Source organism: Shewanella sp. S1-49-MNA-CIBAN-0167 (assembly GCF_040310145.1).
In the GTDB taxonomy this organism is placed as follows: domain Bacteria; phylum Pseudomonadota; class Gammaproteobacteria; order Enterobacterales; family Shewanellaceae; genus Shewanella; species Shewanella psychromarinicola.
Genome location: NZ_JBEOPO010000012.1, coordinates 90,700 through 117,180, shown reverse-complemented (window position 1 = coordinate 117,180; position 26,481 = coordinate 90,700). Strand labels below are relative to the sequence as shown.

Below are 26,481 nucleotides of genomic sequence, written 5' to 3'. Positions count from 1 at the left end.
GGAGAAGGATTCGAACCTTCGAAGGCTGAGCCGTCAGATTTACAGTCTGATCCCTTTGGCCACTCGGGAACCCCTCCTCAATTGCGGCCGCCATAGTAGTCAGAAACCTTTTATATGTAAAGTGTAAAATTGAATATATTGCTAAAGTTTATGACTGTTTGGTCGATAAATTAGCATCGAGCAATAGTAGTGATGTTTTTATATGCAAATTGAATCAACATTAGTCAATGAATTACAAATAGGGAACCGATTAAACGTCGCGATTGAACATAATCGTCGCGGTGAATTTGGTTTGCTATTGGCTATGTTGTCGGTTGATGCCGTTGATATGGCTCAATTTCAATTGGATAATGATATAGAGAGCACGCAAAAGCTACGAAGACAGTTTGCGGTACCGCCAGCGCAATTACTGGTTGATGATATATCAGTCCACCCGGACACTATCGATAACGCTATTGTGTTTCAGCAGCAAGGGGCAAGGCAGTTTCAACTTCAACAAGCATTAACGCCAGAAGCGCTTGTGATTAGAGGCTCTCAACCAGATGCGATGGTTGAAGTCTTAAGTAACTGTGATTACCTGACTAAAAATAAAGCCATTAATGCTTACCAACAACATACTCCAATAGAAGAGATGCATTTTCTGGATCAGCTCAATACACAACGTAAGATTTCAAATACCTTATCATTACAGTTGGCTTAACTGCTTAGGGTTAATACGGTGCTGTTACTCTTAGATAGTATAGAGTGAATATTTTTGGTAATTGTGAGCATGGCAAATAAAATTCAGCCAAAATTGGGTTATATTTGTGGTTCGACGTTAAACAAACTGATGGGGTGAGTAATGATTGAGAAAATTAAACAGCAACAAGGTAATGTCAATGACACCTGTGCGGAATGTGGTAGTTATGTTGATATTGGTGCCGTCGTTGAAGCAGAAGATACTTTATTGATGCTTAGTTTTGTCGGTGACGATGCATTGTTGCAAGCACAAGCTATGCAGCAAATAGCACAACAACGTTTTACTGATACAAAAGCTGAGATTGTTGATGAGGATAACACTATTGCTTTGAAGCTTGATTTCGCTTATAGCGTGGAGAAGATGATTTTTCAACTTGAAAATCAACTTTAGATTTATGGCACTTTGTAATGAAAATAAAAACGTGTTACGTGTTTGTTGTTAAACACTTTTTATGGGAGTGAGCATCGTGTGTCAACAATCCTAATTAAGCGTAACAATATATTACCAAAGGATTGCTGTTTTAGAGTATCGGGTGTAATCTGCTTTACTTAACTAAAGGTATAGTAGCTTATGCTAATCTAATATTCTAAATGTTTTTAACGCGAGTTTCGCTCCCGGTGCATTGCTGTTATATGTTGACTCACGCTGTGAATATCAGAAAATAATAATAAGTGTACTGAGTTAATAATGTTAAAGATTTAGAGTGATGAAGCCATTTTTTCGGAATGTAAATGAATCGAAAAGAGCAACAGCATTTATTGGAATTAATTGTAAATTCCAGTGCTAAACAACAAGGTGATTTCAAAAAAACCGCAGAGTTGGTATGCCAACAGCTGCGAGAATATTTCGCTGCGTCATTTGTATCTGTTTGGTCATTGAGAAATAAAAACGATAGTAACGGCTTTGCTGACGATGACGATTTTATCTGTGAGCATACTTTAGTCGCAAGCAAGGTTAACGACAAACTGAGTCATTTATCTCATTTGAGACAAATGACCATTGACCCTCAATATTTTAATGAGTTACGTTCCCATCGATATATTTTATCCACCGACAGCACGCATATAAATTTAGTTCAAACATTTTCTGAGTACTACCAACACCACAACATTGCCACCAGTATCGATATTGCCATCCGAATAAATGGCCATATAGAGGGCATTTTGTCGGTGGAAAGCTGTGAAGAGGCCCGTTGGATAAAATCTGATATTCAGTTTGCTATTCAATGTGCTGATCAATTGGCGTTAACGTTATCTACGCGCTATACCTATGATCGCAATGAACAAGTTTATATGTTGCGAAATGCTACCGAGCAATCAGAACATGTTGTCATGCTGGTGAATACCGATAGTCGTATTATTGAGTATGTTAACAGTGCCCACGAAAAAATGACCGGGTTACCCCGTTCTTCGGTTGAACATCATAGTGCTTCAAACCTCGATGTGTTTAGGCATACGCCACAACTGCTTGACCAGGTTATCAATAAATTACGTAATAGCGAGATCGTTAAAGGCGACCTTAAATTGGCGCGAATTGACGGTAGTGAATATTGGATAAATTATCATGTTACGCCGTTTGTAACGGAACAAGGTAAGCATTATGCGCTTGTGTCTAGTTACGATAATTCCGCAGAATATTTACACAAAGCCGAATTAGAGCGTTTGGCATGGCATTGTTCATTAACAGGACTACACAATCGTAGCCATTTTACCCCCATTCTAGATAGCGCTACTGAAGGTACATTAATTCTTATTGATTTATTAGGCTTCAAGCGTTTTAACGATACTCATGGCCATGAACAAGGTGACGCCTTATTAATTGAGACGGCAAGACGTTTACAATATTTTGCAGAGACTTCCAACGCTATTGATGTCGCCAGAATAGGTAGCGATGAATTTGCTGTATTATTGCCGCCGATGTTACCGGATACAGATGTCGAACAAATGATCAGCCAGCTTTACATGAATCTGGCCGCTTCATCAGTCATCTATCGAGAAAAAGTAGAACCTAGACCCGCCATTGCCGTAGTCGATATCAAGTCAGTAGTCGGCTTGTTCAACCCGTTATCTTGTGCTGATATTACGTTACAAGTTGCTAAGAAAAACAATGATATTCATTATCAATTCTTTAATGAAGCGCTACTTGAAGCTTTTAACACTAAAGCAGAGATAGAGCATGATTTACACCACGCTATTCGCGGTCGAGAGTTTGAGTTGTATTATCAACCCTTAATGGATCTGCAAAATAATCAGTATATTGGTGCAGAAGCATTAATTCGCTGGCATCACCCTAAAAAAGGGGTGCTTTATCCAGGTGCGTTTATCGAAATAGCAGAACAAACCGGGATGATTAATCAAATTGGTGAATGGGTATTAGAAACGGCCTGTAAGCAATTGAATTTGTGGCAGCATAAAGATGTCAACATTGCGATGCATGTGAATGTTGCCGCGCGACAATTTTTTAGCGGTAACTTGTATGAACAAGTTTGGCGTTTCGTTACGCGCTATCGTATTAAGCCTAAGACTTTGATCCTTGAAATAACTGAAACTGAACTCATGGGAGATATTCGCTATGCAATTAAGTTATGTCATGAATTGGCCGAATTAGGTGTCGGTTTAGCGATTGATGATTTTGGTACAGGTTACAGTTCGATGAAATACCTTAAGCAATTCCCCATTTCGAAATTAAAAATAGATCGCTCATTTATTATGGATATCTGTTCTAGCCACGAAAGCCGTGAGATTGTCAGTGCGATTATCGCGATGGCTAAAGCACTGAATATTTCGTTAACCGCTGAAGGGGTTGAAACCAAAGAACAGGAAGCGTTTTTAACATTGAACGCTTGCGATCATGCTCAAGGGTTTTTATATAGCCCAGCTATACGTGTTAATGATTTTGCCTTGTTTATTAATGCCCATGAGATGAAACGACACCAACAGGCATTAAGTGAGCAACATGTTGGCTGAGTCGTCGTATTTCATCCTTGTGGAGCATAAGATTTTTACGGGTAATGATTGAAATTATCTTTAAGCAGTATTCTACAAAATGCTAAATAGCCTTTTCACAGCGTCTTTTACTCAATTTTTATTTATCAATAGCAGATTAATTCACTATTGCTCTGCAACGAGCTATTCGACGACATCAGCAACTAGGCTTATTTTTAAGCGGATGGGTAGCGTATTACTCACCGTTGCTAACCCGTGCGCTTAGCACAGCATTGTTTGAATTTTTTGCCGCTATGACAGATACAAGGGTCATTCCTGCCTGGTAACCGAGTTTGCATTTGGTGTCCGTGAGTATAAAACCAATGGCCATCTTGTTTGATAAATGACGAACACTCATAAATAGCATCAATGTGTTTGTTTTCAATAAACCAAGCTTTAAAGGTTACTTCGCCATATTCAGATTGTTGTGTCGATGACATTACCACTAAACCCAACCACTGGGTTTTACCTTGGGCAAGTTGTTGTTCAGTCAAACCGTGTAAATATTGTGGATGATGCGTCGCAATCAAATAGCGGAAATGACGCAACACAAAGGCACAATAACGAGACCGCATTAAACGCTCTGGTATCTCTGCCACAGCACGACCTAAATGATATGGCTCACAGCATTGCTCGTAGGGACGTGAACTGCCACAGGGGCAGTGTGTCGATTTAGCGTCTAATAAATCATTATTCTTCATCAAGTTTATTATTTTGCGGCTGCAGCAATAAATTGCCGACCATAATATAGATTCGGTACCGGTTTCGCATCATAGTAAAAATGGGGCGCGGCGTGAGTGTTAGAGTCGACGCTAATTTTCCATTGTTGCTTGCTGTCTTTGGTAAAAACAGTCACAAACTTACCGGCAAACTCACTGATCGGTTCACCAGACTCTTTTCCTGGGTGAAACCGCACTAAATAATAACCAATGTAGGTTGCGCTATTTGGTTCGCTATAACGTACAAGTACACGAAAGTCGACTTCAAGTTTAGCGTGTTTAGTTTTAATCTTATTAAAAAATCGGCTATACAGATCTAAAATGTTTTCTTTACCGCTAATGATGCCTCGGTCTTGTGTTTCAGAAATATACACAGCATCGTCAGTGTATATTTGCTCAATGGCGGTTAAATCTAATTGTTCAAAAGCTTGAGTCAATTTTGTAAAATTAGCATTCAACGTCTGATGAGGGATCGACTCTGCGGCATAAACGTTCAACGTGATTCCGCTCAAACCCACTGCTAGCAGAAGTAGAGACGACCATGGCGCATTCAATAAGGTCAATATTTTTTTCAAGGATTAGTTCTCTTTTTAGCTAACGGTGTTTTTCAAGGCAGTTGTCGCCTAAATCAATAATTGAAGCGATACCGTAACCGTAACTATAATTTATTCATCAACTTTGCTAAAGCGTAGAATCTTTACAAAGTATGTAGGAGGTCCATATGTTGTTAAGTGATGACCCATTATTCTTACAAGAAATGGCCGATGTGACTCCTATTAAACATCAACATCAAACACAGACTGCCCAAACATGGCCTAATCCATTAAGAGTAACAGATGCTCAACTGGCAAAGCGAGCGGCAGCAGAGCAACATGAGTTGTTAGCGTTATTGCCCACCGATCCTTATTTATTCAAACCGCTTAAGCCCGACGATGTGGTGAGCTATAAAATGGATGGCATTCAAGACGAAGTGTTTACACAACTTCGACTGGGTAAATATCGATTCAATACTGTGTTGGATTTACATCAATATCGGCTTTTACAGGCCCGTGAAAGTTTACTTAATTACGTATTAAGTGCTTATGAACACGGAGAACGTAACATACTGGTTATTCATGGTAAGGGTTATAAAAGCAAACCTTATGCAGCATTAATGAAATCTGCAGTATGTCATTGGTTACAATTTATCGAGCCGGTTACCGCGTATCATTCTGCCACAAAAGAATGTGGCGGGGTCGGCGCGCTATTTGTGATGCTAAAAAAATCACAGCAAAAAAGAATTGAAAATGGCGAGTTGAATAGAAAAGGTCGTGGTTTTAGATAGGTTTACATTAAATCGAGAGTATTTATATAAAATAATGGCGCTATTATTGACTAGCGCCATTATTTTAAGTGAAAAAATTAGATGTGAAGTAGCGGCCTCTTAATGATCGTTTATTTGCATCAGTCACTGCAACCAATCGCTACAATCGGTCGCTGAAACAATCGGTCATCACATCGAGGGTTACCAGCCACACTGGCGGTTTGCCTGTGTATTTTGTTCATCTAACCAGACTTGCAAAGGGGCAAAGTAATCTAACACTGCTTTGGCGTCCATTTTGTCTGAACCTGTCACAACGTTAAGCGCTTCAGGCCAAGGTTTGCTGGCACCCATTTCGAGCATTTGATTCAGTTTAGCTCCTGCTGCTTTGTTACCATAAATGCTACAACGGTGAACAGGACCTGTGTCACCTGCAATATCACACAGTGCTTTATGGAATTGGAACTGCAGTACATGGGCTAAGAAATAACGCGTATAGGGGACATTGCCTGGGACATGATATTTAGCACCAGGATCAAAATCCGCTTCAGTACGCTCAATGGGTGCTTTAACACCTTGATATTTTTCACGTAGCTCCCACCAAGCTTGGTTATATTGCTCCGGTTTGATGGTGCCGTTAAATACTTGCCAGCGCCATTGATCAATCATTAACCCAAAAGGCATAAAGGCAATTTTATCTAATGCTTGCTTTAACAATAATCCAATGTCTTTAGACGCATCGGGGACCGTTTCAAGTAAGCCAATTTTCTGCAAATACTTAGGCGTAATAGATAAGGCTATTGTGTCGCCAATCGCTTCATGGAAGCCATCATTTGCTGAGTTTTTAAAGATGAAAGGCTGGTTTTTATAGGCTCGTTGATAAAAATTATGGCCTAATTCATGATGAATAACACTAAAGTCTTCAGCATTTTTCTGAATACACATTTTAATGCGGATATCATCTAGGTTATCCAAGTCCCACGCCGATGCATGGCACACCACATCACGGCCTTGAGGTTGTACAAACATTGAACGGGTCCAAAATGTTTCTGGTAATGCGCCAAACCCAAGTGAAGTGAAGAAACCTTCAGCTTGTTTTACCATTTTAATTTCATCATAGCCGTTTTGGGCTAATAGTTCGGTCACGTTATAGCCAGGGTCTGCATCTTTAGGTGCAACACTATTATAGATAGTACCCCATTGTTGAGCCCACATATTCCCCAGTAAATGCGCTGGAATAGGGCCCGTCTTTGGCGCAACGTCATCACCATATTGTTGGTTTAATTCGCCGCGAACATAGCAATGTAATGAGTCATAAAGCGGCTTTATTTGTGCCCAGAGCCGATCAAGTTCTGCTGAAAATGCCTCAGGCTCCATGTCGTATTGGCTGCGCCACAGTTCAGACAAGTCGGTATAACCTAGATCGCTTGCGCCTTGATTGGCTAATTCAACTTCGCGTTCAAATAACGGACGCATGGGTTTGGCTATTTCACGCCAACCTTTCCATGCTTCTAAAAGCAAAGCAGGGTCTTTTGACTCTGCCATAATATTAGATAACTCAGGTTGAGTAAGGCAGCGACCGTCAGCAAAGCAATATTTACCTTTGCCGTAAAGTCCATTGAGCTGTGAGACGATACTAGCCAGCTCGGCATTTTTAGCTGCATCAAGTGGAGCGGGTAATACTATGCTACTGCGAAGGCTGTTAAGCTTGCGTGCATTGACAGGGTCTAAATCTACGTTAGCGTATTTGGCCGCTTCAGTTGCATAGCGCACTGATGTGGAGGTTACTTTTTCTCCCATTGCAGCAGATAAAGCCGCGGTGTCATCTGTAATGAAATTGGAATAGATCCATTCTGCACGGTTAGCTTCAATCGATAAACTGGCTAAATCAGCCTCTGCGCGGTTAACAAAATTTATTGCGGCTGCGATATCTGTTTTTTCATCAGCAGCCTCAGTGGTGACAGTCGTGTCGTTACACGCACACAATCCTAATGCGATTGAGACAATAAGTGCAATTTGGGACGGTCGTTTTAAAGGCAAATTCATTTGTTTGCATCCTTGTTTTTCTTGTCGTAATGAGTGTACCGAAAAATAGCAAACTTTGCATATAAGTTAACAATCTGATGCGGTTGTTACTGTTTTTGTTGTTTGCATAAACAAAGAAAGCTAACAATTTCGATTGACATCTGTGCGCTCAATGATTAATTTAAACAGGTGTTTAAATTAACTTGGGTCTTGGAATGGCAAGTCGTACTGATACAAAAACAAGAATACTCGATGCAGCTGAAAAGTTGTTTGCTGAAAGAGGTTTTTCTGAAACGTCGTTACGACTGATTACGAGTAAAGCTGAAGTCAATTTGGCGTCGGTCAATTACCATTTTGGTTCGAAAAAAGAATTAATTCGTGCTGTATTAGCAAGATACTTAGATGTGTTTATGCCAAGCGCTTCGATAGAGATTAATCGTTTACATAATGCGCCTGAAAATGCATCACTAAACGAGATTTTTTCTGCTTTAATTAACCCGTTACTTGAATTGAATAAGGTACGTAACGGCGGCACGATTATTTTCTTACAGTTGTTGGGCCGAGGTTACATAGAAAGCCAAGGGCATTTGCGCTGGTTTATCACCACACACTATGGCGAACATTTAGCCACATTTGTTCAAGCTGTATCAGCCAGCGTTCCGCATATTCCCGCGGCTGAAATGTTTTGGCGTTTGCATTTCACTTTAGGAACTATTGTGTTCACTATGGCTTCTGCAGATGCCTTAAATGAAATTGCCGCGGCAGATTATGGTGAACATAACAATATTGAAGCCATTATTCGTAAAGTTATCCCCTACATGGCAGCTGGTGTTGCTGTCCCTGTGTTAACAAACTAAGAAGGTATAAAATGACCATCGTCATATTGCTTATTATAGCGATCATCGTCCTCTTTGGCGTACGTAATATCAGGATGCAATTTATCACGCGTCCAGTATTCTCATTTTTCAAAAAAGTGTTGCCTCCATTGTCGAGTACCGAGAAAGAAGCAATGGAAGCCGGTGATGTTTGGTGGGAAGGTGAGTTATTCCGCGGAAAACCAAACTGGAACACCTTACACAGTTATGGTAAACCAACGTTAAGTGCAGAAGAAAAAGACTTTATTGATAATCAAGTACAAACCGCATTAACCATGATTGACGATTTCGATATTGTCCATAATCGTAAAGATTTACCGCCAGAGTTATGGCAATATTTTAAAGAACAAGGCTTTTTTGCGTTAATTATTCCTAAAAAGTACGGCGGGCGTGAATTTTCAGCTTATGCAAACTCAACGATTGTGGCTAAAATTGCCACCCGCAGTGTCAGTGCTGCCGTTACCGTTATGGTGCCTAACTCTTTAGGCCCAGGTGAGCTATTAACGCATTACGGCACTCAAGAGCAAAAAGAGCGTTGGTTGCCATCGTTAGCTGTGGGTAAAGATATTCCCTGTTTCGCGTTAACGGGTCCAGAAGCGGGCAGTGATGCTGGCGCAATCCCTGACTTGGGTATTGTGTGTCGCCGTGAGTTTGAAGGCGAAGAGACATTAGGCTTAAGTTTAACTTGGAACAAGCGTTACATTACCTTAGCACCTGTAGCGACAGTATTAGGGTTAGCATTCCAAATGCGCGATCCTGACGGTTTGTTAGGTGAGATTAAAAACCTAGGTATTACTTGTGCGTTGATCCCAACGGATCATCAAGGCGTTGAAATCGGTCGTCGTCATAATCCATTAATGATGGGGTTTATGAACGGTACTACCAGTGGTGAAGATGTATTCATTCCATTAGATTGGATTATTGGTGGACCACAGTTTGCGGGTAAAGGCTGGCGTATGCTGGTTGAATGTTTGTCTGCAGGACGTGGTATTTCATTACCTGCGCTTGCTACTGCATCTGGCCATGTGGCCACTAAAACGACCACAGCGTATAGTTATGTTCGTCAACAGTTCGGTATGCCAATCGGTCACTTTGAAGGCGTACAAGAGGCTATGGCGCGTATTATTGCCAATACTTACCAGCTTGAAGCCGCCCGTCGTTTAACCACTCAAGGTATCGACTTAAAAGTTAAACCTTCTGTGGTTACCGCAATTGCTAAATACCATATGACAGAGTTAGGTCGTGATGTATTAGAAGACGCAATGGACATTCAGTCGGGTAAAGGTATCCAATTAGGACCTAAAAACTATTTAGGTCATGCATACATGGCAACTCCTATTTCAATTACCGTAGAAGGTGCAAACATTTTGACTCGGTCATTGATGATTTTTGGCCAAGGTGCAACGCGCTGTCATCCCTACGTTTTGGCTGAAATGGAAGCCGCGGCGATGGAAGATGAGACATCGGCATTAGACCGTTTCGATTCTCTTTTACTGGGACACATAGGTTATGCGATCGGTAACGCATTACGATCATTGGGTAATGCGTTAACGGGCAGTCGTTTTGCCAGTGCGCCAGTGAGCGGTCCGACGCAGCAATATTACCGTGATATGACGCGTATCTCTTCATCACTTGCCATCATGACTGATGTTTCGATGTTGATCATGGGCGGCGACCTTAAACGTAAAGAAATGCTCTCTGCACGTATGGGGGATGTATTAAGTCAGCTATACCTAGCGTCTGCCACGTTGAAACTGTTTGAAGATAATGGTCGTCAACAAGATGATTTACCTGCAGTGCATTATGTGATGACGGAGCGTTTACATTTAGCGGCTAAAGCGTTGAATGATGCTATCCATAATTTCCCAAGCAAAATCGCGGCAGTATTACTGCGAGTATTGATTTTTCCATTAGGGAATCACTTTAGCGCACCAAGCGACAAGTTGGCGATTGATTTAGTGACCGGTATGCTAAAGCCTGGACCTGCACGAGACCGAATCACTTTCCTTTGTAGTGATGTTGAAGATGACCAAAGTGGTATTGCGGAAGTAGAGCAAGCTTTCTTAGCCAAATATGCTGCAAAAGAGCTGTATAAAAAGTTGAAGAAAGCTCAACGTAGCGGTCATATAAAATCCAAGCTTCCAATGCTTGAGTTATTTGACGTAGCGTTAGCAAAAGACATTATCACTGAAGCTGAACATAAACAGCTTGTCGAAGCAGATGAATTGCGCTTAGCCGCTATTAACGTCAATGACTTTGAGACGCTATAATGTAAGTTGATTACTTTTATGTCAGTCTTTGATGTAAATCATTGGCGCCAAATAAACCCTGACTCTGTCGGGGTTTTTTTTCATTACAACAAAGCGATAAACAGACATTGTTAGAAATACAACAAGGGAGGGATAGGCGAATTTAGGGGGGATAGGCGGTTCATTACTAGCGTTCTAAATTTAACCCATAAAAAAAGCCAATCCGAAGACTGGCTTTAGGGTTAACGAGATAATCACAATATAAAAACTATTGAGTGTTACTCGCTACGCGTAGTTGTTGATTATGCAACAATAAGTACTTTACAAGTGTTAGTGCCACCGATCGTTTCCATCGCGTCACCTTTAGTCATGAGTACCAGATCACCACTGACCAAATAACCGGCGTTAACCATGCAGTTTAATGCTTCTTTAGCTAATTCATCAGCAGGATAAGCTGTTGAATCAAACTCAATAGGCTGTACACCACGGAACATAGCCATGCTAGCTAATGTTTTTTGATGACGTGATAATGCAAAAATCGGCAAACCAGAGCTGATACGTGACATTAATTTAGCTGTCGCGCCAGATTCCGTTAACGAAATAATCGCTTTAACACCTGGCAAGTGGTTAGCAGCATACATGGTTGATAGTGCTATCGTTTCTTCAACTGAAGAGAAACGTTCATCCATACGGTGCTTAGACACATTTACACTTGGGTGTAACTCTGCGCCTAAACAAACGTTAGCCATTGCCATAACGGTTTCTTCAGGGAAATCGCCCGCAGCGGTTTCTGCTGAGAGCATCACTGCATCAGTACCGTCTAACACTGCGTTAGCCACGTCCATCACTTCAGCACGTGTTGGCATTGGGCTTGAAATCATTGATTCCATCATTTGTGTTGCAGTGATCACGGCTTTGTTGAGTTGACGCGAACGTTGAATTAACCGTTTTTGTACAGCAACAAGTGCCGCATCGCCGATTTCAACACCTAAGTCACCACGAGCAACCATGACGACGTCTGATGCTCGGATAACATCGTCCATAGCTTCGTCAGATTCAACCGCTTCTGCACGCTCAACTTTAGCGACAATTAATGCTTTACTGCCCGCTTCAAGTGCTAACGAACGTGCTAAATCAAGATCCGCACCCGTTCGAGGAAACGATACTGCTAAGTAATCAACATCAATCAACGCAGCTGTTTTGATATCCGCCATGTCTTTTTCAGTGAGGGCAGGAGCGGTTAAGCCGCCGCCTTTTTTGTTGATGCCTTTGTTATTTGATAACGGGCCTGCTATTGTAACGCTAGTGAAGACTTTATTACCCTCAACACGTTCAACTTTTAACTGCACTCGGCCATCATCAAGCATTAATATATCGCCAATAACGACATCATTAGGTAATTGCTTGTAATCGATACCTACTTGAGTTTCATCACCTTCGCCCTTTGCTAAATCAGCATCAAGGATAAAAGCATCACCTAAGTTAAGCTTGATCTTTTTGTTATCTTTAAAGGTAGAAATACGAATTTTAGGCCCTTGCAAGTCACCTAAAATAGCGACGTGTTTGCCCAATTCTTTAGCAATCCTACGTGTATCTGTAGCACGCTTTAAATGATCTTCTGGTGAACCGTGTGAGAAGTTAAGTCTAACAACGTTAGCACCTGCCACGATAATTTTACGTAAATTGTCATCGCGATCAGTTGCTGGCCCTAGTGTAGTAACGATTTTAGTTCTGCGGAACATAAGATACTCCGTTAATGATAAGAAAGATTTTGTGTTAAATAGAATTTGGTTATTTAAAGTGCTTAAGCAATCTCGGCACTTAAATGATGTAACTATATTAACAGACATTCTCAACAAATGTAGTAAAGTTACAAACAAAAAGATCGTTTTTAATGTGTAATTTATGTGACAGATCAGCGATTTTTGCAATAAAAAAAGCCAAACAGAATAAACCGTTTGGCTTTATGAACAATATTTGATTGCGATGCATGATAATTTACACGATTAAACATAACTAAATTGTGTAATTATTTACCAGTTATCTTGTAAGATTTGTGCAAAATTCACTGTATAAATGAGAATGAGTTCGGCGTTGTGTCGATTGACGATAGATGTTGAGTTAATCGATCCTCAAACGAACAATGTCTGATCATCCGTAATATCTTCGTTTAATCGGCCATCAATTTAAATAGTCAAATCCTTGTTCACTCGAGATTCTTTTAATACTTCTTTAACGCGTTTTAAATTTTCACGAAAACGAGGGCCTCGGCGTAAGGTAAACCCTGTTGCCAATACGTCTATGGTAACCAGTTGCGCTAAGCGCGATGCCATTGGTAAATACATATCAGTATCTTCGGGCACTTCCATTGTTACAGGTAATGTACATTCAAGAGAAAGTGGCGAATTACGGGCTGTAATACCAATGACTGCGGCGCCATTTTCACGAGCGATACGGGCTATTTCAATCAGTGATTTTGTCCGGCCAGTGTGCGAAATTAATACCACTACGTCGCCTTCATTGCAGTTAATACAGCTCATGCGCTGCATTAACACATCATCGAAACATATCACTGGTACATTAAAGCGAAAGAACTTGTTTTGCGCATCATGGGCTACAGAGGCAGAGGCACCAAGACCAAAAAATGAAATAGTCTTAGCTTGAGTTAGAATATCAACGGCTTTATTTATCGCAGCTGTGTCTAAACTTTGGCGTGCAGTATCAAGCGATGCCATTGATGATTCGAAGATTTTTGTGGTATATGAATCTGGTGAATCATCTTCTTCAACGTGACGGCTTACATAAGGTGTACCGTTAGCAAGACTTTGAGCCAAATGTAACTTAAAATCAGGGAACCCCTTAGTGTCGAGTCGACGACAAAAGCGATTGACGGTTGGCTCACTTACATCAGCCATCTTGGCTAAGGTGGCGATACTTGAATGTATAGCTGTTTGCGGTGAGGCTAATATGACTTCGGCAACTTTACGTTCCGATTTACTAAATTGGGTAAGGCTTTTTTGAACCTTTTCAAGGGTATTCATAAGCAAGCATCCGCTAGAAAGTAGCTAAAAGTAGGTAATGTAATTTTATATCATAAGTTACAGGAATTACGTAAATTAAGTTATTTATTTACTTATGGTAGTAATCCGGAATTATTTTTCAATACAAAGATCATGGTTAAATGGTTCGCAATCTTTGTTATTGGTAGAAAATCATAGCAGATAATAGATACACATGACTAGATTAAAAACAATACAATAAATGCAAATTAAAGATGCAAAATTTAAATTCTGTTGTTATATTACAACAAAAGTGTGCTTTTATTCATTTATTCATTGACCAAATTGGAACATGACACACACATATAATCAGGAGAGCTTTAAGCAATGGGCAAATCAATTGGAGCCAAGGCTTGTGACTTCGTACTTTTCGGTACTAAAGGCGATTTAGCTAGGCGTAAACTATTACCTTCCCTATATCAGCTAGATAAAGCAGAATTGCTTGATAAAGAAACCAAGGTAATCGGTGTAGCAAAAGACGCATTTACTCAAGAAGAGTTTATCGCCCTCGTTACTAAAGCATTAAATACATTTGTAAAAGACGAACTTTGCCCAACCACGCTAGCGCGCTTCCTCAGTCGTTGTCATTATATTGGTACCAATTTTAAAGATCCTGAAGGTTATCGTGCCTTCCACGATTTACTTGAACCCAGTAAACGCGTCATGGTGAATTACTTCGCAACGCCTCCTTCGATTTTTGGTGTCATCTGCCGCTGTTTACATGCACAAAACCTGATTCAATCTGATACCCGTGTTGTGCTTGAAAAGCCGATTGGTACCGACTTGGAATCATCACATGTAATTAATAACCAAGTGGCTGAATTCTTCAATGAGAATCAGGTCTATCGTATCGATCATTATCTTGGTAAAGAAACGGTACAAAATCTAATTGCTCTGCGTTTTGCTAATTCTTTATTTGCCTCTAAATGGGATAACCGTACGATTGATCATGTCCAGATCACGGTTGCTGAAGAAGTGGGTATTGAAGGGCGTTGGGGCTACTTTGATGGCGCTGGGCAAATGCGTGACATGATCCAAAACCATTTATTACAAGTGTTAACCTTGGTTGCGATGGATCCACCGGTCAATTTAGATGCTGACAGTATTCGTGACGAAAAAGTAAAAGTGCTTAAGTCATTGCGTCCCATTAATCAAGAGAATGTGTATGAAAATACTGTTCGGGGTCAATACAGTGCTGGCTTCCTAAAAGGCTCACCCGTTCCTGGTTATCTCGAAGAAGAAGATGCCAACACCCAATCGAATACCGAAACCTTTGTGGCGTTACGTGTAGATATCGATAACTGGCGTTGGGCTGGCGTGCCATTCTACTTGCGCAGTGGTAAGCGTATGCCATTTAAGAGCAGTGAAATTGTGGTGTACTTTAAAAATCCACCGCATAACTTATACCGGGCAAGTTACCGTAATCTCCCACCGAATAAACTGACTATTCGTTTGCAACCTCACGAAGGGGTTGAAATTCAGATGATGAACAAGGTGCCAGGTCTTGAGCAAAAGCAACGCCTTCAAACCACTAAGCTTGATTTAAGTTTCAGTGACACGTTTAAAAATGAACGCATTGCAGATGCTTATGAGCGTTTGTTACTTGAAGCCATGCTTGGTAATCAAGCGCTGTTTGTTCGTCGTGATGAAGTTGAGCAAGCGTGGACATGGGTCGATGGCATTATTCAGTCATGGGAAGAAAGTGGCGAAAAACCCAAACCATACCCTGCTGGCACGTGGGGACCTGTTGCATCCGTTGCATTGATAACCAAAGATGGTCGTTCTTGGGACGAGTAGGGAGTAGACATGATTAAAGAAGCCGTATTTAAATCGTTCAATACACCCGCTGATTTAGACGCTAAATTGGCCGATAAAATTGCTAGGCAATTACAAGATGCTGTTGATACCCGTGGTAAAGCCAGCTTAGTGGTTTCTGGTGGCTCAACACCCGTGAAATTATTTGAGCTATTAAGTCATAAGCTTGTTGACTGGAGTGATGTTTATATTACTTTAGCTGATGAACGATGGGTTGAAACTGATGAAAATAATTCAAATGAAAGATTGGTTCGTCAGCATTTTCTGCAAAATCGCGCCGCTAGCGCTAAGTTTCGCGGTTTGAAAAATATGTTTGCGACGCCTGAAGCGGGTTGCGATATGACCAGCGAATCGTTAGCTAATTTTCCTCGTCCTTTTGATGTGGTGATACTGGGAATGGGTACTGATGGCCATACATGCTCATGGTTTCCTTGCAGTGCAGAGCTTGATAATGCATTAAATACCAAAGCGGTATGTGTAGCTGTTAACCCAACGACCGCGCCGCATGCACGCATCACATTGTCTAAAGATGCCATTTTAAATAGTCGTCAGATTTATTTGCATCTTGTCGGAGAACCAAAATTAACTGTATATCATCAGGCTCTCGAGAATGATGATGTTACCCAAATGCCCATTAGAGCCGTATTAGCGCAGCATAAAACGCCCGTTGATGTGTTCTATAGCGCGTAAGGAGTTTTACCATGCATTCAGTAGTACAAGCCGTCACCGATAGAATTATTGCTCGTAGTCAACAATCTCGATCAACGTATTTAACCGCGTTAAACGATGCCAAAGCCCAAGGGGTTCATCGTAGTGCATTAAGTTGTGGCAATTTGGCCCATGGTTTTGCAGCCTGTCAGCCGGTAGCAAAAGATTCTTTACGCCAGCTAACGAAAGCCAATATTGGTATTGTGACTGCATTTAATGACATGTTGTCAGCACATCAACCCTATGAAACTTATCCAAATATGCTTAAGCAAGCGTGTATGGATGTGGGTAGTGTGGCACAAGTCGCGGCAGGTGTTCCTGCCATGTGTGACGGTGTGACCCAAGGTCAGCCAGGCATGGAACTTAGCTTACTGAGTCGTGAAGTCATTGCTATGTCTACCGCGGTAGGTTTGTCGCACAATATGTTTGATGGTGCGCTACTACTGGGTATTTGTGACAAAATCGTTCCAGGTTTATTAATCGGTGCATTAAGCTTTGGTCATTTGCCGATGTTATTTGTGCCTGCTGGTCCAATGAAGTCAGGTATTCCAAATAAAGAAAAAGCGCGTATTCGTCAACAATTTGCCCAAGGGCAGGTTGATCGTGCCGCATTGCTTGAAGCTGAAGCTAAGTCATATCATAGCGCCGGCACATGTACCTTTTATGGTACAGCTAACTCTAACCAGTTAATGCTTGAAATCATGGGGTTACAATTACCTGGTTCATCGTTTGTTAATCCTGATGATCCATTACGTGATGAATTAAGCAAAATGGCTGCCAAACAAGTGTGCCGTCTAACCGCAATGGGTACACAGTACACTCCGATTGGTGAACTGGTCTCTGAAAAGTCAGTAGTTAATGGCATTGTGGGTATTCTCGCGACCGGTGGTTCAACTAACTTAACCATGCACATTGTCGCTGCAGCTCGCGCCGCTGGCATTATCGTTAATTGGGATGATTTTTCTGATTTATCTGATGCAGTACCATTATTAGCCCGCGTATATCCAAATGGTCATGCCGATATTAATCACTTCCATGCAGCAGGTGGCATGGCGTTGTTGGTTAAAGAGTTACTTGATGGCGGCCTATTGCATGAAGATGTTAATACCGTTGCAGGTTATGGCTTACGTCGTTATACCCAAGAACCTCGTTTGCTTGATGGCGAGCTTAAGTGGGTTGATGGTGTCACTGAAAGCTTAGACAAAGAAGTGTTAACTCACCTTGATACACCATTTCAACATAACGGTGGTTTGAAGTTACTCAAAGGTAACTTAGGCCGCGCAGTGATTAAAGTATCTGCCGTGCCCGATAAAAATCGCGTAGTTGAAGGTCCTGCGATTGTGATTGATGATCAAAACAAACTTGATGCACTATTCCAAGCGGGTGAGCTTGACAGAGATTGTGTTGTGGTTGTTAGAGGTCAAGGCCCTAAAGCTAACGGGATGCCTGAGCTGCATAAACTCACACCCTACTTAGGTACCCTACAAGACAAAGGTTTTAAAGTTGCACTAGTGACTGACGGCCGTATGTCAGGTGCATCAGGTAAAGTACCTGCAGCCATTCATTTAACCCCAGAAGCGCTAGACGGTGGTTTGATTGCCAAAGTTGAGAACGGTGATTTAATTCGTGTTGATGCTACAACGGGTGAATTAACCCTGTTTGTTGACGAGAAGACACTTGCAAGCAGAACCGCAGGGATAGTGGATTTACATCACTCAAGTTATGGCATGGGCCGTGAGTTGTTTGGCGCGCTACGTAGCAGTTTGAGCAGCCCAGAAACAGGTGCTCGCAGTACTAATGCGATTGATGAATTATATTAACGACAAAGGAAGACTGTAATATGCTTGAGCCTAATAATTGGTTGCTCCAACCACAAGACGTGTTTAAACGCAGCCCGGTTGTTCCGGTCATGGTCATTAATAAACTTGAACACGCTGTCCCATTAGCAAAAGCGTTAGTGGCTGGCGGCATTAGTGTCTTAGAAGTCACTTTACGAACTCCATGTGCGTTAGAAGCGATAGCTAAAATTGCTAAAGAAGTGCCAGAAGCATTGGTTGGTGCAGGGACCATTTTAAATGAAGCCCAGTTACAACAAGCTATTGATGCGGGTTCGCAATTTATCATTACCCCGGGTGCAACGGTTGATCTATTAAAAGCGGCCAAGAAAGGCACTGTGCCGTTAATTCCAGGTGTCGCGAGTATTTCAGAGATTATGGTGGGTATGGAGTTGGGCTACACTCACTTCAAGTTTTTCCCTGCAGAAGCCTCGGGTGGCGTTAATGTATTAAAGTCTTTCTCTGGCCCACTTTCTGAGATCCGATTCTGTCCAACTGGTGGGATCAGCCCAGCGACTTATAAAGATTATTTAGCATTATCAAATGTTGATTGCATTGGCGGCAGCTGGATTGCACCGACTGATGCTGTAGATAACGAAGAGTGGGATCGCATTACACAATTATGTAAAGAAGCCCTGGCGGCTTTGTAATACATTGATTGTGTGACCTAAAAAACCAGCTTATGCTGGTTTTTTATTATCGATAGTTTACTGTGTATATCATTAAGTTAATTTAATTTAAGTAAAGTTCTTATTATTCAGTTTGATGTAATCTAAGGGTTGCTGATAATCTAAGCGTTATTGTTGATAAGTATACGATTATTGATGTTTTAGACCTAAAACAATGCAAGCTCATTCATTTTTAAGAGGTATTCTCTATGTTTTATGATTTAACGGTTGTGCAATTTAGTAAAATGCTCAATAACTTAAGTTCAATTCTTGCGAAAGGGGAAGACTTTGCCGGTGCTAAAAAGATTGAAATGTCGGTATTACTTAACTCACGTTTAGCAGCAGATCAATTTAACTTAATTCGCCAAGTACAAATCGCGTGTGATACCGCAAAATTATCGGTTGCGCGTTTAACGGGTCAACAAGACCGTGCACCAAAACATGAAGATAATGAAACGACTGTGGCAGAATTACAAACCCGCATAACCTCGGTTATTGGTTATTTAGCCACTTTTAAAGCAGAAGATTTTGTTGGTGCCCAAACCCGCAAGATCACTCATCATCGTTGGAACGATAAGTACCTTACCGGCCACGATTTCTTACTTGAACATGCAATCCCTAATGTTCATTTTCATATCACAACAGCCTATTCAATCTTGCGTCATAATGGGGTTGAGGTTGGTAAAAAAGATTACTTAGGTGCAATGTCATTTAAGTCGTAACTGAGCCACTAGTGACCAACAGTAATCGCCAACAGAAATCGCCAGTGTCAATGGCGTCAATAAAACCAGCATGAGCTGGTTTTTTGTTATCTAGCCAAATAAAGTCTACTAAACAACAATAGGGTAAGTTGTGGATAGCGGCCGAAGGGGGCTTATTACTAGATAGCGGCATTTGAGATAATAAACGGTTATAAGCAACTTTTTTCCAACTAATGCAGTTGTAATAACCTGTCAGAGGCAGATATTTCCATATAAATGGGTCTTGTTAGCAAAACGCTAGGCAAGTTTGATATGCAATACGTCAAAAATGCTGACTTTTATCTATTTGGCTTATCTCTTATTTTGTATTGAGGTTATATTATCCGAAGTCTGAATAACGATAATACGGCTTAGGATATAAGTGTGTTATTTCGAAGTAAGGTTCCATCTGGCCAATAATGTCTATAGGGACTTTTTGCTATTCAGTTGTAGGAGTGAACATGAAAACAATCGGTATGATAGGTGGCATGAGTTGGGAGTCAACACTGAGTTACTACCAGGCCATTAATCAAGGGGTGAAGTCTACTTTAGGCGGACTTCATTCGGCCAAAATTTGTCTGTACAGTGTCGATTTTGCTGAAATTGAAATATTGCAACATCAAGGGTTGTGGGACGATACCGCCATTCATTTATCAAATGCGGCTAAGGCTGTTGAAGCGGGCGGGGCTGACTTTTTGTTGATTTGTACCAATACAATGCACAAAGTGACCGATGACATTCAAGCACAAATCTCTATTCCTATTTTACATATCGCCGATGCCACCGCCGAGGCGTTGTTAGCCGACGGTATCGGTAAAGTGGGCTTATTGGGTACGCGCTTTACTATGGATCAAGATTTTTATAAGCAGCGTATCACCGATAACTATCCGATCGAAGTCATTGTGCCTTCGCCAGACGATCAAATATTAATCCATAATGTGATATATCAAGAGTTGTGCCTAGGCAAGATTAATCTGCAATCTCGACAATGCTATCTTAGTATTATTGATAAATTATTCGCTCAAGGAGCCGAGGCAGTGATTTTAGGTTGTACTGAAATAGCTTTACTGGTGCAGCAACAACATACCAATGTGCCTTTGTATGATACCACTCAAATTCATGCTCACAGCGCTGTTATGCTGGCGCTAGCAAAGTAGTTTTGTAAGGTTTTTACACAGTCAAAGGTATAAAAAAACGCCTTACGATAATTATCTCGTAAGGCGAAGTGTTATAAGCTTACTGCTTGTTATTGAGTTGACTAGTCTTTATAAGCTCTGCCATAGAAACTGTCCAATAACACTTGTTTAAGCTCTTTAATCAACGGGTAACGTGGATTGGCACCCGTACATTGATCATCAAAAGCATCTTCAGCAAGCTCATCCAGTTTGGCGATAAAATCAGCTTCATTAACACCGGCGTCCTGGATTGATGCAGGAATACCTATGGTTGTTTTCAGCGCTTCGATTTTTTCAATCAGCTTGTCAACTTTTTGAGCATCGGTTTTACCCCCAAGCTTTAAATAATCCGCAATGGCAGCATAACGACACAGTGCTTTAGGGCGGTCGTATTGACTAAAAGCGGCTTGCTTGGTTGGCATATCCGTCGCGTTAAAGCGGATCACGTTAGAGATTAACAGCGCGTTAGCTAAGCCGTGTGCTAGGTGGAACTCAGCACCTAACTTGTGCGCCATTGAGTGACAAACACCTAAGAATGCGTTGGCAAAAGCAATACCGGCAATCGTCGCACCATTGTGAACTTTTTCTCGGGCAACTGGCGCGTTTGCACCAAACTCATAGGAGTCTGGTAAGTACTTAAACAATAGGTCTAATGCTTGTAGCGCTTGGCCATCACTGTATTCGTTTGCCATTACACTCACATAAGCTTCTAACGCATGTGTAACAGCATCAATGCCACCAAAAGCGGTGAGTGATTTGGGCATATCCATGACTAAGTTAGGATCAACAATCGCCATATTTGGGGTTAATTGATAGTCAGCGATAGGATACTTCATTCCGGTTACTTCATCTGTTACCACGGCAAAGGGGGTCACTTCTGAACCTGTACCCGAGGTAGTTGGAATGGCAATCATTTGGGCTTTAACACCCATTTTAGGGAATTTATAAATACGTTTGCGGATATCCATAAAGCGCAGTGCTAAATCGGCAAAATCAACATCAGGGTGCTCATACATCACCCAAATAATTTTAGCGGCATCCATTGGCGAACCACCACCGAGTGCAATAATGACATCGGGTTGGAAGCTTTGGGCGACTTTTGCACCTTGGCGAACAATGGCTAAGGTTGGGTCGGCTTCTACTTCATAAAAAATTTCGGTTTCAAGACCCTGTGCTTTGAGAATTTTTAAGGTCTCGTTACAGTAACCATTATTAAATAAGAATTTGTCAGTAATGATCAGCGCACGTTTTTTATCACTTAACTCTTCTAATGCTATCGGTAAACAGCCGCGGCGGAAGTATATAGATGATGGAAGTTTGTGCCACAACATATTTTCAGCCCTCTTAGCGACCATTTTCTTATTGATCAAGTGGCTTGGACCGACATTTTCCGAAATTGAATTACCGCCCCATGAACCACAACCTAGCGTTAACGACGGTGCTAATTTAAAGTTGTACAAGTCACCGATCCCACCATGAGATGCCGGTGTATTAATTAGAATACGCGCAGTTTTCATTCTAAAACCAAAGATTTTAACACGTTCATCTTGGGTGTCTTGATTGGTATATAAACCTGATGTGTGGCCAATCCCCCCTAACGTGACTAAGGCTTCGGCTTTATCCATTGCCTCGTTAAAGTCTTTTGCTTTATACATTCCCAATAACGGAGACAACTTCTCGTGAGCAAATGCTTCGGCATCATCTATATCAGTTACTTCACCAATGAGGACTTTAGTGGTGCTAGGAACGTCAAAACCCGCCATTGCAGCAATCGCCACCGCACTTTGGCCAACAATATCAGCATTGAGTCCGCCATTTTTAAGGATCACCGTTTGCATTGCTGCGGTTTCAGCTTTAGACAGGATATATCCGCCATGGCTGATAAAGCGCTCTTTTACTTGCTTGTAAATACTGTCCACAATAATCACGGCTTGTTCAGAGGCACAAACTACGCCATTGTCGAAGGTTTTTGACATTAAAATTGAGCTCACAGCACGTTTAATGTCTGCGGTTTCGTCAATCACAATCGGTGTATTACCCGCGCCCACACCAATGGCAGGTTTACCAGACGAGTAGGCGGCTTTAACCATGCCAGGTCCACCTGTAGCTAAAATTAAGTTAATTTTTTCATGAGTCATTAATTGGTTAGACAGTGCCACACTCGGTTGGTCTATCCAGCCAATGATGTCTTTAGGCGCACCCGCGGCCACTGCGGCATCTAATACAATTTTAGCTGCTGTGGTGGTTGAGTTTTTCGCCCTTGGGTGGGGTGAGAAAATAATGCCATTACGGGTTTTTAAACTGATAAGGGCTTTAAAAATAGCGGTTGAAGTGGGATTCGTGGTGGGAACAATACCGCAAATAATACCGACAGGCTCTGCAATGGTAATGGTACCAAAGGTTAAGTCCTCAGATAGAATGCCACAGGTTTTTTCATCTTTGTATTTGTTATAAATGTATTCAGAGGCAAAGTGGTTTTTAATCACCTTATCTTCTAATACACCCATACCCGTTTCGGTTACGGCCATTTTAGCTAATGATATACGTGCATCTGCAGCGGCTAAAGCGGCCGCCCTAAAGATAATATCAACGTGTTCTTGGCTAAAATTGGCAAACTCGGCTTGGGCTTTGGCAACGCGTTCTACTAATAAATCTAGCTCTTGCGTATTGGTGACTGTCATAGTGGTTTCCTGTAAAAATATTCAACAAATTAGTTTTGCAAAATATTCTTTGTAAATAAAATTACAGCTTTTAGGCTATATTTGTTGTGATGATGACCACAAAAGCGTAACTCATGTAATTTTATTACAGCATTGAATGCTTTTTAGCCACTTAATATTCAACTTCTGTTCATCCAGCACTTCGATATGGCCTAACGCTTATACTCGCTCAACATGATGATCTGCTTATGGCACTATTTAATAATGGCGTTAAATCAGTCATCACTGGGTCTATTGTCATCAACTAGTGCAATGGTCAATAGACTTGGGGGTGTGTTTTTAGTTGTTTTACACTGAAATTCTTTTACCTTTATACCTTGACCTAATTAATTAACCATATCAAACAGTTTGAAAATAGTCTGTTGAATGTATGAAATATCTTAGTACTGATTAATGCATATAAGCAAATACTAAAGCATTTTTGCTTACTTAATCAGTGAATTGTGATTGATATCAATATTTATAAGGGCGGATTGACTCACTTTAAGGCCAATATTCAATGTGGGCCGAATGTATGCTTTGGTTAGATTAACGTGGTGACTCTCAAACCAAACTCATCTTCTGTTAACCCCTTAAGGGTGATTATACAGAGTGATTGTTGTGGCTTGATGTTTAAATGGCACTACTGACGCTCAGTAAAAGCGTGTTTTACGCGCTAATATTGTTACTGTCGCAAGTACCATCTTTGCCGTACGGTATCGATTTGCCACTCACTAAAGCGCTATCTAGTCTCAATGCTAGCGTTTATGCCCTTGGGTTTATGGCGATAGATCCATTAATGACGGACAAGTATACCAATAAGAATGACCAGCAATGGTGGTTGGAACAACCAAGTGCTTTTTTATGCTTATTGCTCGCGACTTAATTCCATGATGCCTGCGGTTTTTGAACCAAATAATTGCTGATGTAAGCGGCCTGCAAACTCATCAGTCATGCCGGAAATATAATCGGCAATCACCCGCATTGGATTATTGTTTTCATTACACTCAGCTAACCATCGTTCACGAGTGTTGAGCGGTAATAGACGCTCTGGATCAGAGGAAAACGCTTCAAACAATTCCATTACAATTTGTTGTCCTTTGTATTCCAACATTTGAATTTCGGGTTTACGAATAACGTACTTAAACACCAATTGTTTAAGTACATGTAAAGCTGAAGCAAAGTCTGGCTCTAATTCTGCATTATATTTTAATAAGTCTTGTTCAAATTGTGGATTGGCGCTGATGCCAATCGCAGTCACGAAACCGTTGACTAAGGTACCGATGGCATCTTTGCGTAAATGATGCTCATGGGAAAATAGTTTGTCACCTATTTGAGCCATTTCCGATATGAGCCATTTATCCTTGATCTCCGTTAACTGCTCAACCACATCGCGTTGCCACTGATGTTGATTAACAATCCCCATGACAATGGCATCTTCTAGATCATGCACGGCATAAGCAATATCGTCAGCCAACTCCATAATAGAGCAGTCAAAGGACTTATAGCGGGTTTTAAGATGTGGGTAATGGGCGTGAGTATGATTTTGCTCACTAGTGATAAACAACTGTCTATCAGACTCGGATAATGAATCTAATACCCAATCAACAATAGGTTTATCATCATCAAACAAGCCTTTTACTGGTGGCCATTCTGATGGTTTTAATTGACGATGATTGGCAATGTCTGGACGGTGTTGATCAACAAATAACTGCCCATGAGTTGCGGGGTATTTCATCACACCCAATAGCGTCCGCCGAGTCAGATTCATCCCCCATGACGGTGTATAGGGCTCTAAACGGGTTAAAATACGGAAGGTTTGGCCATTTCCTTCAAATCCACCATGATGACGCATCATGTAATTTAATGCGACTTCGCCCCCGTGGCCAAAGGGTGGGTGGCCTATATCATGAGCTAAACAAATCGATTCAATTAAGCTCATAGAGTTAAGCAAGTACTTAAGTTCTGGATACTTACGACGTAACTGTGCGGTGATGCCGGTACCAATTTGAGAGACTTCCAACGAATGGGTCAAACGAGTGCGATAAAAGTCATTCATGCCGATACCAAGCACTTGGGTTTTGGCTTGAAGTCGCCGAAATGCGGCAGAATGTAGAATTCGGCCACGATCGCGCTGATAAGGACTGCGGTGATCATTACGGCGTTGTTTATCTTCGCCAAGTAGACGTTGTTGCCAACAGTCCTCATGTTCTGTACTACTGGGCATGACAGTGTTATCAGGCATATAATTCCTTTACAGCATTTGATTAATTTCGTCTAAATTCAATGTAAAACTTGGAATAAAACAATCACGGAAGTAACCAACTGCAGGGTTAGGGTTGTCGTCTATCATTTGTTCTAAACGTTTACAGGCACTGTTGAATTCGCTGTTACCGGCTTTTTGTTCTTCTAAGCATTTAAGATACGCGCATAAGGTATCGGCGGCTTTCACAATGGCTTTGTATTGTGGGTCAGCATCTTGACTAATGAATAAACTGCGGTAATCTTCTTTAAATTCATCAGGTACCATTTCAAGCATTCGTTGTTCGGCTATGGCTTCGATCTTTTTATATTCAGCTTCTATCTCTTTATTAAAATATTTAACCGGTGTGGGCAAGTCTCCGGTTAAAATTTCACTGGCATCATGATAAATCGCAATCGTTGCAGCTTTATTGGCGTCTAAGTCTGTGGCGAATTTCTTATTGCTGATGATCACTAAAGCGTGGGCAACCATAGCCACTTGCAGTGAATGTTCTTGGACGTTTTCGCGACGCACGTTATGCATTAACGGCCAACGTTGGATTAGCTTCATCCGCGATAAATGGGCAAATAAATGACTCATGAGACTCCTTACTGCGCTCAATAGATTCAGTCAGCTTACATGAGCTTAT

The 26,481-nt window shown here is 41.3% G+C and carries 21 protein-coding genes; 13 read left to right on the top strand and 8 right to left on the bottom strand.

The annotated features are described in order from the left end of the window. Nucleotides 1-202: 202 nt before the first annotated feature. The 3 genes from AAEZ00_RS07790 to AAEZ00_RS07780 all read left to right on the top strand — a co-directional run bounded on the left by AAEZ00_RS07790 (nucleotide 203) and on the right by AAEZ00_RS07780 (nucleotide 3,705). A complete protein-coding gene (locus tag AAEZ00_RS07790) occupies nucleotides 203-700 on the top strand; it encodes a VC2046/SO_2500 family protein (RefSeq protein ID WP_101031751.1) in 498 nt (165 codons plus the stop codon). 141 nt (nucleotides 701-841) lie between these two features. Next, nucleotides 842-1,129 (top strand): DUF406 family protein, encoded by a 288-nt coding sequence (locus AAEZ00_RS07785; RefSeq protein WP_101031749.1) that lies wholly within the window; start codon nucleotides 842-844, stop codon nucleotides 1,127-1,129. Nucleotides 1,130-1,470: 341 nt separating this feature from the next. Next, on the top strand, nucleotides 1,471-3,705 hold the full coding sequence (locus AAEZ00_RS07780) for a bifunctional diguanylate cyclase/phosphodiesterase (protein WP_124011512.1): 2,235 nt from the start codon (nucleotides 1,471-1,473) through the stop codon (nucleotides 3,703-3,705). A 227-nt stretch (nucleotides 3,706-3,932) separates the two neighbouring features. Here the strand turns inward: AAEZ00_RS07780 and AAEZ00_RS07775 are convergent, their stop codons facing one another. Together AAEZ00_RS07775 and AAEZ00_RS07770 are read right to left on the bottom strand one after the other, a co-directional pair. Next, nucleotides 3,933-4,424, bottom strand: coding sequence for a YchJ family protein (locus tag AAEZ00_RS07775; RefSeq protein WP_124011511.1), 492 nt, complete (start codon nucleotides 4,422-4,424; stop codon nucleotides 3,933-3,935). An 8-nt stretch (nucleotides 4,425-4,432) separates the two neighbouring features. Next, a complete protein-coding gene (locus AAEZ00_RS07770) occupies nucleotides 4,433-5,017 on the bottom strand; it encodes a YybH family protein (RefSeq protein WP_233768532.1) in 585 nt (194 codons plus the stop codon). A gap of 146 nt (nucleotides 5,018-5,163) precedes the next feature. Here AAEZ00_RS07770 and smrA point away from each other — a divergent pair, with 146 nt between their 5' ends. Continuing rightward, the gene (smrA, locus tag AAEZ00_RS07765; protein WP_124011510.1) at nucleotides 5,164-5,766 is read left to right on the top strand and encodes a DNA endonuclease SmrA; all 603 of its coding nucleotides are present in this window, start codon (nucleotides 5,164-5,166) and stop codon (nucleotides 5,764-5,766) included. 180 nt (nucleotides 5,767-5,946) lie between these two features. On the opposite strand, the gene AAEZ00_RS07760 is transcribed toward smrA, so the two are convergent. Further along, nucleotides 5,947-7,788: a M2 family metallopeptidase gene (locus AAEZ00_RS07760; protein ID WP_124011509.1), complete on the bottom strand. Its 1,842-nt coding sequence runs from the start codon at nucleotides 7,786-7,788 to the stop codon at nucleotides 5,947-5,949. Nucleotides 7,789-7,982: 194 nt separating this feature from the next. Between AAEZ00_RS07760 and psrA the strand changes: the two genes are divergently transcribed. After that, on the top strand, nucleotides 7,983-8,624 hold the full coding sequence (gene psrA, locus AAEZ00_RS07755) for a TetR family transcriptional repressor PsrA (RefSeq protein WP_124011508.1): 642 nt from the start codon (nucleotides 7,983-7,985) through the stop codon (nucleotides 8,622-8,624). 11 nt (nucleotides 8,625-8,635) lie between these two features. Further along, a complete protein-coding gene (locus AAEZ00_RS07750) occupies nucleotides 8,636-10,912 on the top strand; it encodes an acyl-CoA dehydrogenase (protein WP_124011507.1) in 2,277 nt (758 codons plus the stop codon). Between the two features lie 281 nt (nucleotides 10,913-11,193). Here AAEZ00_RS07750 and pyk read toward each other — a convergent pair whose 3' ends face one another. Together pyk and AAEZ00_RS07740 are read right to left on the bottom strand one after the other, a co-directional pair. Continuing rightward, nucleotides 11,194-12,633 carry a pyruvate kinase gene (pyk, locus tag AAEZ00_RS07745; RefSeq protein WP_124011506.1) on the bottom strand — a complete coding sequence of 480 codons (1,440 nt, stop codon included), beginning with the start codon at nucleotides 12,631-12,633 and terminating at the stop codon, nucleotides 11,194-11,196. A gap of 444 nt (nucleotides 12,634-13,077) precedes the next feature. After that, on the bottom strand, nucleotides 13,078-13,932 hold the full coding sequence (locus tag AAEZ00_RS07740) for a MurR/RpiR family transcriptional regulator (protein WP_124011505.1): 855 nt from the start codon (nucleotides 13,930-13,932) through the stop codon (nucleotides 13,078-13,080). 345 nt (nucleotides 13,933-14,277) lie between these two features. On the opposite strand from AAEZ00_RS07740, the gene zwf reads away from it, so the two are divergent. The 6 genes from zwf (at nucleotide 14,278) to AAEZ00_RS07710 (ending at nucleotide 20,873) form a co-directional block, all read left to right on the top strand. Continuing rightward, a complete protein-coding gene (gene zwf, locus AAEZ00_RS07735) occupies nucleotides 14,278-15,747 on the top strand; it encodes a glucose-6-phosphate dehydrogenase (RefSeq protein WP_124011504.1) in 1,470 nt (489 codons plus the stop codon). Nucleotides 15,748-15,756: 9 nt separating this feature from the next. Continuing rightward, a complete protein-coding gene (gene pgl / locus AAEZ00_RS07730) occupies nucleotides 15,757-16,455 on the top strand; it encodes a 6-phosphogluconolactonase (RefSeq protein ID WP_124011503.1) in 699 nt (232 codons plus the stop codon). Between the two features lie 11 nt (nucleotides 16,456-16,466). Beyond that, nucleotides 16,467-18,293 carry a phosphogluconate dehydratase gene (gene edd, locus AAEZ00_RS07725; RefSeq protein WP_124011502.1) on the top strand — a complete coding sequence of 609 codons (1,827 nt, stop codon included), beginning with the start codon at nucleotides 16,467-16,469 and terminating at the stop codon, nucleotides 18,291-18,293. A 20-nt stretch (nucleotides 18,294-18,313) separates the two neighbouring features. After that, nucleotides 18,314-18,958 (top strand): bifunctional 4-hydroxy-2-oxoglutarate aldolase/2-dehydro-3-deoxy-phosphogluconate aldolase, encoded by a 645-nt coding sequence (locus tag AAEZ00_RS07720; RefSeq protein WP_101031725.1) that lies wholly within the window; start codon nucleotides 18,314-18,316, stop codon nucleotides 18,956-18,958. Nucleotides 18,959-19,185: 227 nt separating this feature from the next. Continuing rightward, nucleotides 19,186-19,698: a DUF1993 domain-containing protein gene (locus AAEZ00_RS07715; protein ID WP_124011501.1), complete on the top strand. Its 513-nt coding sequence runs from the start codon at nucleotides 19,186-19,188 to the stop codon at nucleotides 19,696-19,698. Between the two features lie 479 nt (nucleotides 19,699-20,177). Beyond that, nucleotides 20,178-20,873 carry an aspartate/glutamate racemase family protein gene (locus AAEZ00_RS07710; RefSeq protein ID WP_351088505.1) on the top strand — a complete coding sequence of 232 codons (696 nt, stop codon included), beginning with the start codon at nucleotides 20,178-20,180 and terminating at the stop codon, nucleotides 20,871-20,873. A 101-nt stretch (nucleotides 20,874-20,974) separates the two neighbouring features. Here the strand turns inward: AAEZ00_RS07710 and adhE are convergent, their stop codons facing one another. Further along, a complete protein-coding gene (gene adhE, locus AAEZ00_RS07705) occupies nucleotides 20,975-23,572 on the bottom strand; it encodes a bifunctional acetaldehyde-CoA/alcohol dehydrogenase (protein ID WP_351088504.1) in 2,598 nt (865 codons plus the stop codon). Between the two features lie 655 nt (nucleotides 23,573-24,227). Between adhE and AAEZ00_RS07700 the strand changes: the two genes are divergently transcribed. Further along, nucleotides 24,228-24,476, top strand: a complete 249-nt coding sequence (locus tag AAEZ00_RS07700) for a hypothetical protein (protein ID WP_335687459.1) — start codon at nucleotides 24,228-24,230, stop codon at nucleotides 24,474-24,476. Here AAEZ00_RS07700 and AAEZ00_RS07695 read toward each other — a convergent pair. Beyond that, entirely contained in the window at nucleotides 24,459-25,835 is a 1,377-nt protein-coding gene (locus AAEZ00_RS07695) for an anti-phage deoxyguanosine triphosphatase (protein ID WP_502959321.1), read from the bottom strand. The genes AAEZ00_RS07700 and AAEZ00_RS07695 overlap by 18 nt on opposite strands. A 9-nt stretch (nucleotides 25,836-25,844) precedes the next feature. Then, on the bottom strand, nucleotides 25,845-26,432 hold the full coding sequence (gene yfbR / locus AAEZ00_RS07690; RefSeq protein WP_101031713.1) for a 5'-deoxynucleotidase: 588 nt from the start codon (nucleotides 26,430-26,432) through the stop codon (nucleotides 25,845-25,847). Between the last annotated feature and the right edge of the window lie 49 nt (nucleotides 26,433-26,481).